At 64.0% G+C, this 14,433-nt stretch carries 14 protein-coding genes; 6 read left to right on the forward strand and 8 right to left on the reverse strand.

Features of this window, described 5'->3' with window-relative positions:
- Positions 1-102: 102 nt before the first annotated feature.
- The 6 genes from Sa4125_RS14170 to Sa4125_RS14195 all read right to left on the reverse strand — a co-directional run bounded on the left by Sa4125_RS14170 (position 103) and on the right by Sa4125_RS14195 (position 7,090).
- Entirely contained in the window at positions 103-1,569 is a 1,467-nt protein-coding gene (locus tag Sa4125_RS14170; protein ID WP_223998751.1) for a mannitol dehydrogenase family protein, read from the reverse strand.
- 153 nt (positions 1,570-1,722) lie between these two features.
- The gene (locus Sa4125_RS14175; RefSeq protein ID WP_223998753.1) at positions 1,723-2,730 is read right to left on the reverse strand and encodes an ABC transporter ATP-binding protein; all 1,008 of its coding nucleotides are present in this window, start codon (positions 2,728-2,730) and stop codon (positions 1,723-1,725) included.
- 14 nt (positions 2,731-2,744) lie between these two features.
- Positions 2,745-3,575, reverse strand: a complete 831-nt coding sequence (locus Sa4125_RS14180) for a carbohydrate ABC transporter permease (protein WP_223998755.1) — start codon at positions 3,573-3,575, stop codon at positions 2,745-2,747.
- Positions 3,576-3,578: 3 nt separating this feature from the next.
- Complete coding sequence (locus Sa4125_RS14185; RefSeq protein WP_223998757.1) at positions 3,579-4,442, reverse strand: sugar ABC transporter permease; 864 nt, start codon at positions 4,440-4,442, stop codon at positions 3,579-3,581.
- 202 nt (positions 4,443-4,644) lie between these two features.
- Entirely contained in the window at positions 4,645-5,952 is a 1,308-nt protein-coding gene (locus tag Sa4125_RS14190) for a sugar ABC transporter substrate-binding protein (RefSeq protein WP_224007817.1), read from the reverse strand.
- A gap of 181 nt (positions 5,953-6,133) precedes the next feature.
- Positions 6,134-7,090: a sugar-binding transcriptional regulator gene (locus Sa4125_RS14195; RefSeq protein WP_223998760.1), complete on the reverse strand. Its 957-nt coding sequence runs from the start codon at positions 7,088-7,090 to the stop codon at positions 6,134-6,136.
- Positions 7,091-7,292: 202 nt separating this feature from the next.
- On the opposite strand from Sa4125_RS14195, the gene Sa4125_RS14200 reads away from it, so the two are divergent.
- The 4 genes from Sa4125_RS14200 (at position 7,293) to Sa4125_RS14215 (ending at position 11,523) form a co-directional block, all read left to right on the forward strand.
- The gene (locus Sa4125_RS14200; RefSeq protein WP_224007819.1) at positions 7,293-8,690 is read left to right on the forward strand and encodes a circularly permuted type 2 ATP-grasp protein; all 1,398 of its coding nucleotides are present in this window, start codon (positions 7,293-7,295) and stop codon (positions 8,688-8,690) included.
- Positions 8,691-8,696: 6 nt separating this feature from the next.
- Positions 8,697-9,644 (forward strand): alpha-E domain-containing protein, encoded by a 948-nt coding sequence (locus Sa4125_RS14205; protein ID WP_223998762.1) that lies wholly within the window; start codon positions 8,697-8,699, stop codon positions 9,642-9,644.
- Between the two features lie 208 nt (positions 9,645-9,852).
- Positions 9,853-10,602: a proteasome-type protease gene (locus Sa4125_RS14210; RefSeq protein ID WP_223998764.1), complete on the forward strand. Its 750-nt coding sequence runs from the start codon at positions 9,853-9,855 to the stop codon at positions 10,600-10,602.
- Positions 10,603-10,881: 279 nt separating this feature from the next.
- Positions 10,882-11,523 carry a GGDEF domain-containing protein gene (locus tag Sa4125_RS14215; protein ID WP_223998766.1) on the forward strand — a complete coding sequence of 214 codons (642 nt, stop codon included), beginning with the start codon at positions 10,882-10,884 and terminating at the stop codon, positions 11,521-11,523.
- A gap of 71 nt (positions 11,524-11,594) precedes the next feature.
- Here Sa4125_RS14215 and Sa4125_RS14220 read toward each other — a convergent pair whose 3' ends face one another.
- A complete protein-coding gene (locus tag Sa4125_RS14220; RefSeq protein WP_223998768.1) occupies positions 11,595-11,960 on the reverse strand; it encodes a DUF971 domain-containing protein in 366 nt (121 codons plus the stop codon).
- Between the two features lie 138 nt (positions 11,961-12,098).
- Between Sa4125_RS14220 and moaA the strand changes: the two genes are divergently transcribed.
- A complete protein-coding gene (moaA, locus tag Sa4125_RS14225; protein ID WP_224007821.1) occupies positions 12,099-13,127 on the forward strand; it encodes a GTP 3',8-cyclase MoaA in 1,029 nt (342 codons plus the stop codon).
- A gap of 1 nt (position 13,128) precedes the next feature.
- Positions 13,129-13,608, forward strand: coding sequence for a hypothetical protein (locus tag Sa4125_RS14230; RefSeq protein ID WP_223998770.1), 480 nt, complete (start codon positions 13,129-13,131; stop codon positions 13,606-13,608).
- Positions 13,609-13,695: 87 nt separating this feature from the next.
- Here Sa4125_RS14230 and Sa4125_RS14235 read toward each other — a convergent pair whose 3' ends face one another.
- Positions 13,696-14,268 (reverse strand): hypothetical protein, encoded by a 573-nt coding sequence (locus Sa4125_RS14235; protein ID WP_223998772.1) that lies wholly within the window; start codon positions 14,266-14,268, stop codon positions 13,696-13,698.
- Positions 14,269-14,433: the final 165 nt, after the last annotated feature.

Raw genomic sequence — 14,433 nt, forward strand, 5'->3', positions numbered from 1 at the left:
CGTTCAGAAAGGAACTAGAACATCGCGGGGTCAAGCGGAAGCGTGTCGCTCCCGAAGCCAGGCGTCACAAATCCTTTGGCCCGCCCTGGCAGGGCCGACGTCTCAGGCGAGATACGACTTCAGCGTCGCTTCGACGCCCTTTTCCCAAAGCGATCGCAGCATGAAGGCAAAGCGCTCGCGGAAGATCGCGTCATCGGCGAGGTCGCCATAGACCTCGGTCAGCGCCAGGAAGGCGTCGGGATCGGTCCTGGCTGCCTCGGCGGCTGCGCGGATGCGGCCGAGATTGGGATCGACCAGCGGCATGTCTTGCCCGGTCTCCGACTGTCCGCCGAGGGCCCGGCACCACATCGCCGAAACGAGCGCGAGGCCATCGATGCCCTGCCCCGCCGCCAGCCGGTCGCGGATGGTCGGCACGATGAATTTCGGCTGCCGGTTCGAGCCGTCGAGGGCCAGGCGGGCGACGGTGTCGGCGATCTTCGGATTGAGGAAACGGTGTTCGATCAGTTTCCGGTAGTCTTCCAGCGCCGTCCCCGGCACGGGCGGCACGACGGGGATGATCTCGTCCTTCGTCAGCTTCTCCAGGAAGGCGGCGATGAGCGGATGCTCCATCGCCTCGTGGACATACTGGATATCGAACAGGATGCCGGGATAGGCGATCGCCGCATGGCCGCCATTGAGGATGCGGATCTTCATCAGCTCCCACGGCGCGACATTGTCGACGAAGGTGACGCCGACCTTATCCAGCGCCGGCCGCCCGGCGGGAAAATTGTCCTCCATCACCCACTGCTTGAATTCCTCGCAATAGACCGGCCAGTTATCGGCGATGCCGAACTCCGCCTCGAGCATGTCGATCTCGCGCGGGCTGGTCGCCGGGGTGATGCGGTCGACCATCGAATTGGGGAAGGCGACGTTCTCTCGGATCCAGTTGGCCAGCGCCGGGTCCGACAGCGCGGCGGTGCCGGCGACGGCGTCCCGGGCGACGACGCCATTGTGCGGAATGTTGTCGCAGGACATCACGGTAAACGGGACAAGACCCTTCTCGCGCCGGGCTTTCAGGCCCGCGGCGATGAGGCCGAAGACCGTCTTCGGGTTCTCGGGGTTGTGGCCGTCGTCGACGATCGGCTTTTGCGTCGGGTCGAAATGACCTGAGGCATCGACGAAATAGCCGCCCTCGGTGATCGTCATCGAGACGATGCGGATCGCGGGATCGACGAGCTTTTCGATGATCGCCTTGCCGTCGCCGATCGGCAGATAATCGATCATGGCGCCGGTGACGCGCGCCGCGGTACGGTTGTTGTCCTGTTCGACGACGGTGGTGAGAAAATCCTGCGCCGCGAGCTTGTCGCGCATCGCGGTCTCGAAAGGCAGCATGCCGGCGCCGACGATGGCGAAGTCGTGCCCTTCGCCGAGATTGAACAGGTCGTCGAGATAGACCGCCTGATGCGCCCGGTGGAAGTTGCCGACGCCGAAATGCAGGATGCCGGCGGAAAGAGACGACCGGTCGTAGCCCGGGATGGCAACGGTCTCGGCCGCCGCAGGAAGGGTCGCGGAGGACAGCCTGACGCTCATGGTTTCGGTTCCTGAAAAGGGTCGGGAGCGGCCACGTTCAGTTGAAACCGGACCGCCCTCTCCTGCTGCGTATCATTCGTTGCCCCGGGAAGCGCCTTTCGGCACCCAGAGCGGAGCGCTCCCGGGCGGCCAAACCGACCGGGCTCGATGGATTCAGGCCTTGCCGCTCGCCAGCCCGGCCGCATCGAAGAGATGCATGCGGCCGGTCTGCGGCGTCAGCCAGACCGGATCGCCATGGCTGATGCGGTAGTCGCCAAGCCCCCGCGCGGTGACCTGTTCGCCATTGTCCATCTTGATGTGGATGAAGGTGTCGGATCCCAGATGCTCGGAGACGCCGGCGATGCCGCGCAGGGCGCCGCTTTCCTTCGAGATGGTCAGGTGCTCGGGCCGGGTGCCGAGGGTCTTGGCGCCGTGTGCCTCGGCATAGGCCCCGGTGAAGAAATTCATCTTCGGCGAGCCGATGAAGCCGGCGACGAAGAGGTTCTTGGGGTTCTCGTAGAGTTCGAGGGGCGAGCCGACCTGCTCGACATTGCCGCGGTTGAGGACGACGATCTTGTCGGCCATCGTCATCGCCTCGACCTGGTCGTGCGTGACGTAGATCATCGTCGTCTTCAGCTGCGCGTGGAGTTCGGAAATCTCCAGCCGCATGTTCACGCGCAGCGCCGCGTCGAGGTTCGACAGCGGCTCGTCGAAGAGAAAGCCCTTCGGCGAGCGCACGATGGCGCGTCCGATGGCGACGCGCTGGCGCTGGCCGCCGGAAAGGTCCTTCGGCTTGCGGTCGAGATAGTCGGTGAGGTTCAGCGTCGCCGCGGCCGCCCGCACCTTCGCCTGGATCGCGTCCTTGCTCTCGCCGGCCATCTTCAGGGGAAAGCCGATGTTCTGTCCGACGGTCATGTGCGGATAGAGCGCATAGGACTGGAACACCATGGCGAGCTGGCGCGCGGCGGGCGAGACGCTGGTCACGTCCTTGCCGTCGATCGAGATGACGCCGCCGGAAACGTCCTCGAGGCCCGCGATGAGACGCAGCAGCGTGGACTTGCCGCAACCGGACGGACCGACGAAGACGACGAACTCGCCGTGCTCGATGTCGAGATCGATGCCGGGAATGATCACCGCATCGCCGAAGCGCTTCGAGACCTGCCGGAGATTGATGGAAGCCATGGCGATCCCTTTCCCTACTTGACGGCGCCGAAAGTCAGACCGCGCACCAGCTGCTTCTGCGAAAACCAACCGATGATGAGGATCGGGGCGATCGCGAGCGTCGAGGCGGCGGAAAGCTTGGCGTAGAAATTCCCCTGGGGGCTCGAGAACGACGCGATGAAGGCGCTGAGCGGCGCGGCGTCCGTCGTCGTCAGCAGCAGCGTCCAGAATGCCTCGTTCCAGGCGAGAATGACGTTGAGGAGGATCGTCGAGGCGATGCCGGGGATCGCCATCGGCGCCAGCACCTGCGTCAGTTCCTTGCGAAGGTTCGCACCGTCCATGCGCGCCGCCTCGAGGATGTCGACGGGGATCTCCTTGAAGTAGGTGTAGAGCATCCAGACGATGATCGGCAGGTTGATCAGGAAGAGGATCATGATCAGGCCGAACCGCGTGTCGAGCAGGCCGAAGTTGCGGAACAGGATGGTGACCGGAACGAGCGCGCCGACCGCCGGCATCATCTTCGTCGACAGCATCCAGAGCAGCACGTCCTTCGTGCGCCGGGTCGGCGAGAAGGCCATGGCCCAGGCCGCGGGAATGGCGAAGCAGAGACCGACGAAAGTCGAGCCGAGCGCCAGGTAGATCGAGTTCATCAGGAAGGCAAAATAGTTCCGTTGCTCCTGGATCGCGACGTAGTTCTCGGTCGTCCAGTCGAAGAACAGGAATTTCGGCGGGATGGAGATCGCGTCGAGTTCACTCTTGAACGAGGTCAGGATCGTCCAGAGGATCGGGAAGAAGATCAGGAGACCGACGACCCAGGCGAGAGCCGTCATGCCGATCTTGCGACGTGTCGAGATGGCGCGCGCCATGTCTCAGCCCTCCAGGTTCTTGCCGACGACGCGGATGAGGAGAAACGCGACGATGTTGGCGACGATGACCGCCACGATACCGCCGGCCGACGCCGTCCCCACATCGCCTTCGAGCGAGATGATCGAGGCGATGAGGAAGGGAAGATTGGAGGAGGCCTCGCCGCCGCCCGTCGTCACCGCGATCTCCGCATAGACAGACAGAAGGAAGATCGTCTGGATCAGGATGACGACGGTGATCGCCCGCTTCATGTGCGGCAGCGTGATGTAGAAAAAGATCGAGAGAGCGCCCGCGCCGTCCATTTCGGCGGCTTCCTTCTGGTCCTGCGACAGGGACTGCAGCGCGGTCAGAAGGATGAGGACGGAGAACGGGAGCCACTGCCAGGCGACGATGATGATGATCGAGGTGAGCGGCAGATTGGTCAGCCAGTCGACCGAGCCGATCCCGACAGCGTTCAGCATCTGCCCGATGACGCCGTAGACCGGATTCATCATCATGTTCTTCCAGACCAGCGCCGCCACCGTCGGCATGACGAAGAACGGCGCGATCACGAGAAGCCGCACGATCGTCTGCCCGAAAACCTCCTGGTCGAGGAGAAGCGCGATCAGGATGCCGCCGATGATGGTGATGCAGAGCACCCCGAAGACCAGCAGCAGCGTGTTCTGGAAAGCGCTGAGGAACCGCGGGTCGGTGAGGAAATAGGTATAGTTCTCGAAACCGACGAAGGGCGTTTCCGGATTGTAGAACCCGTAGCGCAGCGTCGAGAAATAGAGCGTCAGAAAGAGCGGAACGATCATCCAGATGAAGAGGACGATCACGGACGGCGTCATCATCAGCCGTGCGACGGACTTCGTTTGGGTTGTCGCCATGGTCCTGTTCCGACAAGGGGCCGCGCACAAAGGCTGGGGCGGCCGAAACCAGTCTACGGGCGGCGGGGCTCGGCCCGGCTTGCCGGGTAAAGACGGCCATCGTCAGCGGATCGCCGAGAACCGCGTCTCGCGCTGAGCGGTGTGTTTTTTGGAAGCTCGACAGGCCGGCAGATGCCGGCCTGTCGATGCGGGCCTTTGGAGCTTACTTGATGTAGCCGCCGCGGGTCATTTCGCGGACCGCCTGAGCCTGGGCGGCGGCGAGCGCCGCTTCGACGGTGGTGGAGCCGGACAGCGCGGCTGCCATCTGCTGGCCGACGGCCGTACCCAGCCCCTGGAACTCGGGAACGGCGGCAAACTGCAGGCCGACATAGGGCTTGCCCTCGCCGATCGACGGATCAGCCTTGTTGATCGCCGCGAGCGTGGCTTCGGCGAACGGCGCCGCCTTCACATATTCCGGGTTCTCGTAGAGCGAGGTGCGCGTGCCCGGAGGAACGTTCGCCCAGCCCTCCTTGGAAGCGACGAGTTCCAGATAGGCCTTGGACGTCGCCCAGGAGATGAACGTCTGCGCGGCTTCCTGCTTGCCGGACGAGGCCGGAACGGCGAGCGACCAGGCCCAGAGCCAGTTTGCGCCCTCGTTCGGGCAGTTCTCGATGCCGCAGGGGCCGGGCGCGAAACCGACCTTGTCGGGGACCTGGCTCTGCTTCGGATCGGTCACGAAGGAGGCGGCGACGCTCGCATCCATCCACATGCCGCATTTGCCCTGGCCGAACAGCGAGAGGTTCTCGTTGAAGCCGTTGGCGGCGGCGCCCGGAGGTCCATACTTGGTCAGCAGGTCGACGTAGAGCGTGACGGCCTTCTTCCAGCCTTCGCTCTCGAACTGCGGCTTCCAGTCGGCGTCGAAGTAGTTGGCACCGAAGGAACGCGCCATATTGCCGAGGAAGGCCATGTTCTCGCCCCAGCCCGGCTTGCCGCGCAGGCAGATGCCGTAGACCCCGGTCTCCTTGTTGGTCATCTTCTCCGCGGCTTCCGCGATGAAGTCCCAGGTCGGCTTCTCCGGCATGGTGAGACCGGCGGCTTCCAACAGGTCCTTGCGGTACAGCGTCAGCGTGCTCTCGGCGTAGAAGGGCGCAGCATAGAGCGTGCCGTCGGTCGACAGCGCATTGCGGATGGCGGGGATCAGGTCGTCGGCGTCGTAGTCGGCGCCGAGCTTGTCGAGCGGGGCGAGCCACTGCTGCTTCGACCAGATCGGGACCTCGTAGGTGCCGATGGTCATCACGTCGAACTGGCCGCCCTTGGTGGCGATGTCGGTCGTGACGCGCTGGCGCAGGATATTCTCCTCGAGCGTCACCCAGTTCAGCTTGATGTCGGGATGGGCGGCGGTGAAGGCGTCCGTCAGACCCTGCATGCGGATCATGTCGCTGTTGTTGACGGTGCCGATGGTCAGCGTGGTCTCGGCCTGCGCAACCGCAGCGAAGGCCAGCAGCGACGCGGCGCAACCAAGGGTTTTCATGGCGGACATTCGGTGCCTCCCAGCAATTTTGAGCATTTGACCAGTGTCCGGGCAAAATCCCACCGACACGCTTGGCTGTCAAATGAATCCCGTGCGGCGTCGCAGCAATTCTGTGGGCATCTTCGGGATGGTTGTCGCCGAAGGTTGAAAATCCAAGCCGTGAAATACGGCAACGCGCGGATCAGATGCCGATGAGGATCCGCGCCGTCGCCTCGTCGGTGATCAGCCCATTGACGAGCCGGCCGCTCATCGCTGCACGGATCGCCGGCGCTTTCGCGGAGCCCATCGCGACGAGGACCACCTCGCTTGTTTTCGTCGAGGGGATTCTTGCGCTGGCGACGCGATCGTTGAATGGGCAGTCGATGATCTTGCCGGCTTCGTCGAAGACCCAGCCGACGATCTCGCCGACCCCGCCGACGCTGTTGAGGAGATCCCGGTCCTCCGCAGTGATGAAACCGTCGACGACGAGGGGTGCCTTCAGACCGAGTTCACCGACGCCGACGAAGGTGAGGTCGGCCTTTGCGGCGAGCGCCAACGTGCTCTGGACGACCTTCTGCTCGTGCAGGAGAGCCCGTTCTTCGGGACTGGAGACGACGACGGGCAGCGGCATCGGATAGTGCCGCGCCTGGATGGCGTCCGCCATGGTGAAGATGACGTTGTAGACAGATGCCGAGCCATCCAGCGCGATGTTGCCGGTGAGGGAGACGATCCGGTGCTGGCTGCAGGTCATCTTCGGCAGGCGCTCCACCGAGGCCTTCAGCGTGCGCCCGGTGCCGAGCGCCATGATGACGGGTTCGGCCCGCATCAAACGGCGTTCCATCTCGGCCGCACAGGCCTCGGCGATGCCGATGGTCGTGGACAGGGAACTGGGATCAGACGGCACGACCTCGCAGAACGACAGGCCGAACGTCTCCCGCAGGGATCGCGCCTGCTCGAGGCACGAGGCGATCGGGTGGTCGATCCGCACCTTGACGAGACCCGCCGAGACCGACAGCGACACCAGCCGCTGCGCCGACTGGCGCGACGTGCCGAGCTTGGCGGCGATCTCCTCCTGGGTGTTGCCGGCGACGTAATAGAGCCAGCCGGCGCGCGCCGCCTCATCGAGGCGCAACAGATCTTCTTCCCGTCTCTTTGCCAATGCCGCCTCCTGCCAGCGTCATTGTGTAGGGCTGAGATCGGGGATTGCGCAAGTCGGGCCGGCCTCGCCCGCGACGATGCCCACCCCGGTCAGATTCCCATGTTGCCGTTATTCGTCGAATGGGTCCCTTGATTTTCCGGCTTTGGGCTTCTCTTCTAGGGCAAGAATCGCAAGGAGAGTTGCCGTGAAGCCGTTTGACGAGATGCTGACGGAAGTGGAGGGGGAAGTCCGGCAGCCGTACGAGCGTTTCCATGCCTGGTTCGGGCAGCAGGACCCGGAATCGCTCGTCGAAAAGGCCAGCGAGGCCGAAGGCTTCTTCCGGCGCACCGGCATCACCTTTGCCGTCTACGGCGAGGCGGAAGCAGCCGAGCGGCTGATTCCCTTCGATCTCGTGCCGCGCATCATCAACAATCGCGAGTGGCAGAGGCTGGCCGAAGGCATCGAGCAGCGGGTCCGCGCGCTCAACATGTTCCTGCACGACATCTACCACGACCAGGAAATCGTGAAGGCCGGCATCATGCCGGCGCGGCTGATCGAGGGCAACGACGCCTTCCTGCCGGAGATGATCGGGTTCACGCCTCCCGGCGGCGTTTACACGCACATCATCGGCACCGATATCGTGCGCGTCGGCGAGGACCGGTTCTACGTTCTGGAGGACAATGCCCGCACCCCCTCCGGCGTCTCCTATATGATCGAGAACCGGGAGACGATGATGCAGATGTTTCCCGAACTGTTCGCGCAGAACCGCGTCAGGCCGGTCGAGACCTATCCGAACCATCTCCGGCGCTCGCTTGCTGCCGTCGCCCCGCCGCTCTGCGAGGGCGCACCGACGATCGCGGTGCTGACCCCCGGCATCCACAATTCCGCCTACTACGAGCATGCGTTCCTTGCCGATCAGATGGGCGTCGAGCTCGTCGAGGGGGCCGACCTGAAGATGGTGGACGGTCGCATCAAGATGCGCACCACCCAGGGCTTCAAGACGATCGACATCCTCTATCGCCGCGTCGACGACGAATATCTCGACCCCGACGTGTTCAAGTCCGACTCCATGCTCGGCGTCGCCGGGATCATGAAGGTCTACAAGGCCGGCGGAATCACCATCGCCAATGCTCCGGGGACCGGCATTTCCGACGACAAGGCGATCTATTCCTACATGCCCGAGATCGTCGAGTTCTATACCGGCCGGCCGGCCCTCCTCGAAAACGTTCCGACCTGGCGCTGCGCCGACGAGGACAGCCTTGCCTATGTCCTCGATCATCTCGACGAACTGGTGGTGAAGGAAGTGCACGGCTCCGGCGGCTATGGGATGCTGGTCGGGCCGACGTCGACGGCCGAGGAGCGCGAGATCTTCGCCCACAAGCTGCGCGGCAGGCCGAGCAACTATATCGCCCAGCCGACGCTGGCGCTGTCGACCGTCCCGATCCTCGGCGAAAAGGGCCTGTCCCCGCGGCACGTCGATTTGAGGCCCTTCGTCCTCGTCTCGGACAAGGTCAAGATCATCCCGGGAGGGCTCACGCGCGTCGCCCTCAAGGCAGGCTCGCTCGTCGTCAATTCGAGCCAGGGCGGCGGCACCAAAGATACCTGGGTTCTGGAGGACTGATTTCGCATGGCTCTACTTGGACGGACGGCCCAGGGCCTTTTCTGGATGCACCGCTACATCGAGCGTGCCGAGAACATGGCGCGCCTGATCGATGCGGGCCTCAGGCTGTCGCTGACCAACCTCTCTTCCGAGCAGGACGAGTGGCAGTCGGTGCTGGTCACCGCCGGCGTCGAGGCCGCCTACAAGGCGAAATATGCCGACTTCGAGGCCCGGCAGATAATCGACTTCATGCTGTGCGATTTCGACAATCCGTCCAGCGTCCTGTCCTCCATCGAATCGGCACGCACGAATGGCCGCATGGTGCGCACGGCCCTCACCCGCGAGACCTGGGAGGCGCTGAACGAAAGCTGGATTCTCCTGAAGCGGCGCCTGCAGATGCCGCTGCGCGACGGCCAGCTGCCGGCCGTTCTCGACATGGTGAAGAAGCAGACCGCCTACATGCGCGGCGCGTTCTACGGCACCATGCTGCGCAACGAGATCTTCGACTTCTGCAATCTCGGCACCTTCGTCGAACGCGCCGACAACACCGCCCGCATTCTCGACGTGAAATACTGGGTGCTGCTGCCGACCCATTCCTCCGTCGGCTCCTCGCTGGACAACTTCCAGTGGGGCTCGATCCTGCGGTCGGTCTCGGCGCATCGCTCCTATATCTGGGAGTACGACGCGGAGTATCGGGCCTCGGACATCATCGATTTCCTGATCTTCAACGAGCGGATGCCGCGATCCCTGGCCTATTGCTACAGGAACATCGTCGAGATCCTCGACCGCCTCGCCCGGACCTATGGGACCGAGCATGTCTGCCGGGAGACGGCGGACCGGTTGTGTGTTGGATTCACGGACTCCGACGTCGGCAAGGTCATCGAAGGCGGTCTGCACCAGTTCCTGACCAAGTTCATGGTTGATCACAACCGGCTTGCCGTGGAGATCGCGCAAGGATACCGCTTCTACTTGTGACCGGACAGGCGCGGCGGGCCCGGGCGAAATGGTAGGCAATCCGTCCCGCTTCGCCCCCCGGACTTGAGAGGTCGGCTGGGGAGAATGTCGGTCTGCGCTTGCGGCGGCCGATCATCGATCGTAGACCGGGCGTCCGACGGGTGCGGGCCCGCGTCTGGTTGCGTCATTCGCACCGCGCGCCCGGCCGTCCTTGAGGGATTTCAAACCCATGACGTATTGCGTCGGATTGCTCGTTGACCGCGGTCTGGTGTTCATGTCCGACACGCGGACGAATGCCGGCATCGACAACATCTCCGTGGTCTCCAAGATGAAAACCTGGTCGGTGCCGGGCGAGCGCTTTCTGTGCCTGCTCAGCGCCGGCAACCTCGCGACGACCCAGTCGACGGTCTCGCTGCTCGAGGAGCGGGGCATTGCACCCGCGGACCGCGAACCGGCGATTCTCAACCAGCCGTCGATGTTCCAGACCGCCAAGCTGATCGGCGATACCCTGCGCGAGGTGATCTCCTATACCAGCCCCTCCGGGCAGAAGGCAGACGGTCGTTTCTCCGCCTCTTTCGTGCTGGGCGGCCAGATCAAGGGCGGCCGCCCCCGCCTCTTCATGATCTATCCCGAGGGAAACTTCATCGAGGCCGGGGCCGACAATCCCTTCTTCCAGATCGGCGAGCACAAATACGGCCGCCCCATCATCATCCGCACCTACGATCCCGGGATGGCGCTGGAGGAGGTCGCCAAGCTGCTCCTGGTCTCCTTCGACTCGACGATTCGCTCGAACCTCTCGGTCGGCCTGCCGATCGACCTGCAGTTCTACGAGGCCGATAGTTTCGAGCCCGGCTATCGTCACCGCTTCGATCAGCGCGATCCCTACTACCAGCTGATTTCCGAAGGATGGTCCGACTCGCTGAAGTTTGCCTTCGACCAACTGCCGGCTTTCCAGAAATCCAGCGACGACGCCGCCTGACAGGCCGACGCGCCGGAGAATGCAGGCTCGGATTATCTGCTGCGCCGCACCACAACCATGAGTGATTGCATTAACACTTTTTGATGAAGATGGCGGGCGGGGATAACCGGTCCAGATCACATGGCTTTTCAGAGCGCGGGCAGTCCGCTGACATGGCGAGAAGTGTATAGCCTGACCTGGTTGACGCTGGGCGGCATCGCTGTCTGCATGGCCGTATCGGTTGTCTTCAATCTCTGGCTTTTTTGGACGTCGGGGCCCGACGCGTTCTTCAGGAGCATGTTGGGCGCGATCGTTCTGCCGGTGCTTCTCGCCGGTCCGCTGTTCGTCGTCATCTCGCTGAAACTGCGCCAGGCGGCGATCCTCAATCGGGAACTTCAGCATACCGCCAGCCATGACGGCCTGACATCGATCCTCAACCGCAGCGCGTTCACGCGGATCGTGCATGGAAAGCTCGACGAGATCGACAATGCCGAGGGCGGGCGAGGCGCGCTGCTTCTGGTCGACGCAGACTTCTTCAAGGCGATCAATGACCGCTGGGGTCATCCCGTCGGTGACGAGACCCTACGCCGGATTGCGAGACTATTGGTCGAGGTCACACGGGCCGGTGACGTCGTGGGGCGTCTCGGCGGCGAGGAATTCGGTATCTTCCTGCCCGGCGCCGGCCTGCTGTCGGCGGAAGCGACGGCCGAGCGGCTGCGTGCCGTCGTCGCCGAGACCGACATCGTCACACCGACCGGCGAGGCCATTTTGGTGACGGTCAGCGTCGGCGGCGTCTTCTTTCGCAATGCCATTACCTACGAGATGCTGTTTCACCGCGCCGACCGCAAGCTCTACGACGCCAAGGCGAACGGTCGAAATCGCGTCGAGATCGAGGAATTCCGCCCGGAGGGCGTTACCAAGAGGCTCGCGACGACCATCTGAACGGGGCGGCAACGTGCTCCCGTGGGGCGCCACCGTCACGCAGCAACCGTGAGGGCTCTCGCCCCGCTCGCTCAGCCCTCCCGCCGCAGACCCTTCGCCTGCAGCTCCGCCAGATATTCCGCCCACAGCTCCCCGCCGCTCTTTCCGAGTTCGGCAAGATAGTCCCAGGTGAACAGGCCGGTGTCGTGGCCATCGTCGAAGACGATGCGGATGGCGTAGTGACCGACTGGGACGATGTTGGCGATCCCCACATCCTTCTTGCCGCCGACGGTCACCCGCTGTGCGGCCGAATGCCCCTGGACTTCGGCCGAAGGCGACAGGACGCGCAGCATCTCGGCCGAAAACTGATCGCTGGCGCCGTCAGTCGAGCGGATGGTCAGCGTCCGCCTGTCCTTGGAAACGCGGATCTCCTGCGGTGCGGTGGTGGATGAGGACATGGCTTCTTCTCCTTGGCGGCCGGGAACTGCACCCGGCAAAGGGGCCACGACCGACTTGACCGGAGGCCTGTGACCTTCCATCTCTTTGCAATGACCGATGCTATGAACCAAGTGCCCGGACGCCGCAATCTCCTGGGGATGACGAGCGACATCGAGGTTCCCGCAAAGCCGGCCGAGATGATCGACCCTTTCGGTCGGGCGGTCACCTATCTGCGTGTGTCGGTGACCGACCGCTGCGACTTTCGCTGCGTCTACTGCATGGCGGAGGACATGACGTTCCTGCCGAAGCGCGATCTGCTGACGCTGGAGGAACTCGACCGGCTCGCCAGCGCCTTCGTCGACAAGGGCGTGCGGCGCCTTCGACTGACCGGCGGCGAGCCGCTGGTCCGCAAGAACATCATGCACCTGATCGCCGGCCTGTCCCGCCATTTGCAGAGCGGCGCGCTGGACGAGCTGACGCTGACCACCAATGGCTCGCAGCTGCAGCGCTATGCGTCGGAGCTTGCCGGGCACGGGGTCAGGCGCCTGAACGTCTCGCTCGACACACTCGATGCGCAGAAGTTCAAGGCGATCACCCGCTGGGGAGAACTCGACCGGGTGCTCGCGGGCATCAAGGCGGCGCAGGCCGCCGGCATCAAGGTAAAGCTGAACGCCGTCGCGCTGAAGGGTTTCAACGACCTCGAGATCCCGGAGATGATCCGCTGGGCGCACGGTGAGGGCATGGATCTGACGCTGATCGAGACCATGCCGATGGGGGAGATCGACGAGGACCGGACCGACCAGTACCTGCCGCTGAGCCAGGTGCGCGCCGATCTCGAGGGACGATTCAGCCTGCGGGAGAACGACTACAAGACCGGCGGCCCCGCCCGCTACGTCACCGTGGCTGAGACCGGCGGGCGCCTCGGCTTTATCACGCCGATGACGCACAACTTCTGCGAAAGCTGCAACCGGGTGCGCGTCACCTGCACGGGGACGCTCTATATGTGCCTCGGGCAGGAAGACGCCGCCGACCTGCGCGCGCCCTTGCGCGCCTCGGAGGGCGACGAGCTTTTGTCGCAGGCGATCGACGAGGCGATCGGGCGCAAGCCGAAGGGCCACGACTTCATCATCGACCGCACGACCCGCCGTCCCGCGGTGTCACGCCATATGAGTGTCACGGGAGGCTAGAATGACGGCTTGGCGGCAGCTTTTCCTGGGATTGACCGGCACCTTGGTTCTCGGCGCGACGATCGCGGTCGCCGACGACGTGACCTATCGCAACGACCGTTTCGGCACTGAGGCACGCTTCCCCGCGGAGGCTTTTCCGGTCGCACAGCCCGAGCCGGTCAACGGCGACGGCCGCGCCTGGACGGCCCCGAACGGCGCGGAGCTCTTCATCTATGCCCGCGCCAATCGCGGCGGCGAGACGCCCCGCTCGATCATCGCCGATCGGGCGGCCGATGACACTGTCACCTACAAGAAGGCGGGCAAGCGCTGGGTCGTCGTGTCCGGCTACCGCGACGGCAAGATCTTCTACGAACGCTATATTTTCCGGGGCGACCTCGTCCACTCCGTCGCCATCCGCTATCCCGAGGCGGCACGGAACCGGTACGACAAGCTGGTCGGCCCGATTACCAACTCGCTGCGAGCCAGGGCATCGTCGTCGTAGGACATCCCGCTTGCGGCAAGCGCTCTTCATGCCCCTGTCGGGAACGGCGTCTGGGACGACGTCGCACGCTCATTTGGGCAGCGCGTTTCAATCGGACCGGTAGAGGTCCTTGACCGCTCCCACCGAAACGATGCCCTTTGTCGACGACCGCACCGAGACAGTTTCCCTGAGATCGCCAGCCTGCCGATAGGCAAAGGTAATCGGCAGGAACTCGTTGCGGCTGATGAACCAGTCGATGAGATGTCGGACACGCTCGGGGTCGGGGCCATAAGGCAGGACAACGTTTTCGGCCTTCGCCGCGCTGGCCGCCTGCTTCTCGACTTTGTCGTTGTTCTGAGGGACGGTCGCCAACGACCAGGTATCCCCAAGCCCCGTGAGCCGCGATCCGGCCGCGCCCGGTTCTGCTGCCTTCATGGCGATGTCGAGCGTGGATGACGTCGGTGGCGTCGGGCCGCTGGAAAGAGCTTCCGGTGTCAGCGAAACGGCTGAGTGCGGCAGGACCCATGTCTCATCCACGGAGGCGATCGCCGTCTCGACGCGCGCGTCGCCCGAAAGGTGAGCTGTTTGAACCGCCGCGGCCTGCACGGGAGCCGGATCGGGTTCCGGCCGCCGCTCGGGACGCACGGCCGATAGAGGCTGGATGGCATCGAATGCCCCCATGGCGATTTCCTTCGTTTCATATGCAGCCGCATAAAGGTCGCAGGAAAAAATCGATGGATCGCTACACCAATCGTTAGGATTTGCTCGATTCGCGGTTTTCCTCGCGGACGTCGGCCAGCCGGATGCGGGCGGAATCGCGCGGGTGCCGAAAGACTTTCTGCCGCG

Origin of the sequence: Aureimonas sp. SA4125 (assembly GCF_019973775.1) — a bacterium.
Lineage (GTDB): Bacteria > Pseudomonadota > Alphaproteobacteria > Rhizobiales > Rhizobiaceae > Plantimonas.

What these genes read in the sequence shown, in the direction of transcription:
- Sa4125_RS14170 (WP_223998751.1), bottom strand. Translation starts at nt 1,569, where the DNA reads ATGAGCGTCAGGCTGTCCTCCGCGACCCTTCCTGCGGCGGCCGAGACC.
- Sa4125_RS14175 (WP_223998753.1), bottom strand. Translation starts at nt 2,730, where the DNA reads ATGGCTTCCATCAATCTCCGGCAGGTCTCGAAGCGCTTCGGCGATGCG.
- Sa4125_RS14180 (WP_223998755.1), bottom strand. Translation starts at nt 3,575, where the DNA reads ATGGCGCGCGCCATCTCGACACGTCGCAAGATCGGCATGACGGCTCTC.
- Sa4125_RS14185 (WP_223998757.1), bottom strand. Translation starts at nt 4,442, where the DNA reads ATGGCGACAACCCAAACGAAGTCCGTCGCACGGCTGATGATGACGCCG.
- Sa4125_RS14190 (WP_224007817.1), bottom strand. Translation starts at nt 5,952, where the DNA reads ATGAAAACCCTTGGTTGCGCCGCGTCGCTGCTGGCCTTCGCTGCGGTT.
- Sa4125_RS14200 (WP_224007819.1), top strand. Translation starts at nt 7,293, where the DNA reads ATGCTGACGGAAGTGGAGGGGGAAGTCCGGCAGCCGTACGAGCGTTTC.
- Sa4125_RS14205 (WP_223998762.1), top strand. Translation starts at nt 8,697, where the DNA reads ATGGCTCTACTTGGACGGACGGCCCAGGGCCTTTTCTGGATGCACCGC.
- Sa4125_RS14210 (WP_223998764.1), top strand. Translation starts at nt 9,853, where the DNA reads ATGACGTATTGCGTCGGATTGCTCGTTGACCGCGGTCTGGTGTTCATG.
- Sa4125_RS14220 (WP_223998768.1), bottom strand. Translation starts at nt 11,960, where the DNA reads ATGTCCTCATCCACCACCGCACCGCAGGAGATCCGCGTTTCCAAGGAC.
- moaA (WP_224007821.1), top strand. Translation starts at nt 12,099, where the DNA reads ATGACGAGCGACATCGAGGTTCCCGCAAAGCCGGCCGAGATGATCGAC.
- Sa4125_RS14230 (WP_223998770.1), top strand. Translation starts at nt 13,129, where the DNA reads ATGACGGCTTGGCGGCAGCTTTTCCTGGGATTGACCGGCACCTTGGTT.
- Sa4125_RS14235 (WP_223998772.1), bottom strand. Translation starts at nt 14,268, where the DNA reads ATGGGGGCATTCGATGCCATCCAGCCTCTATCGGCCGTGCGTCCCGAG.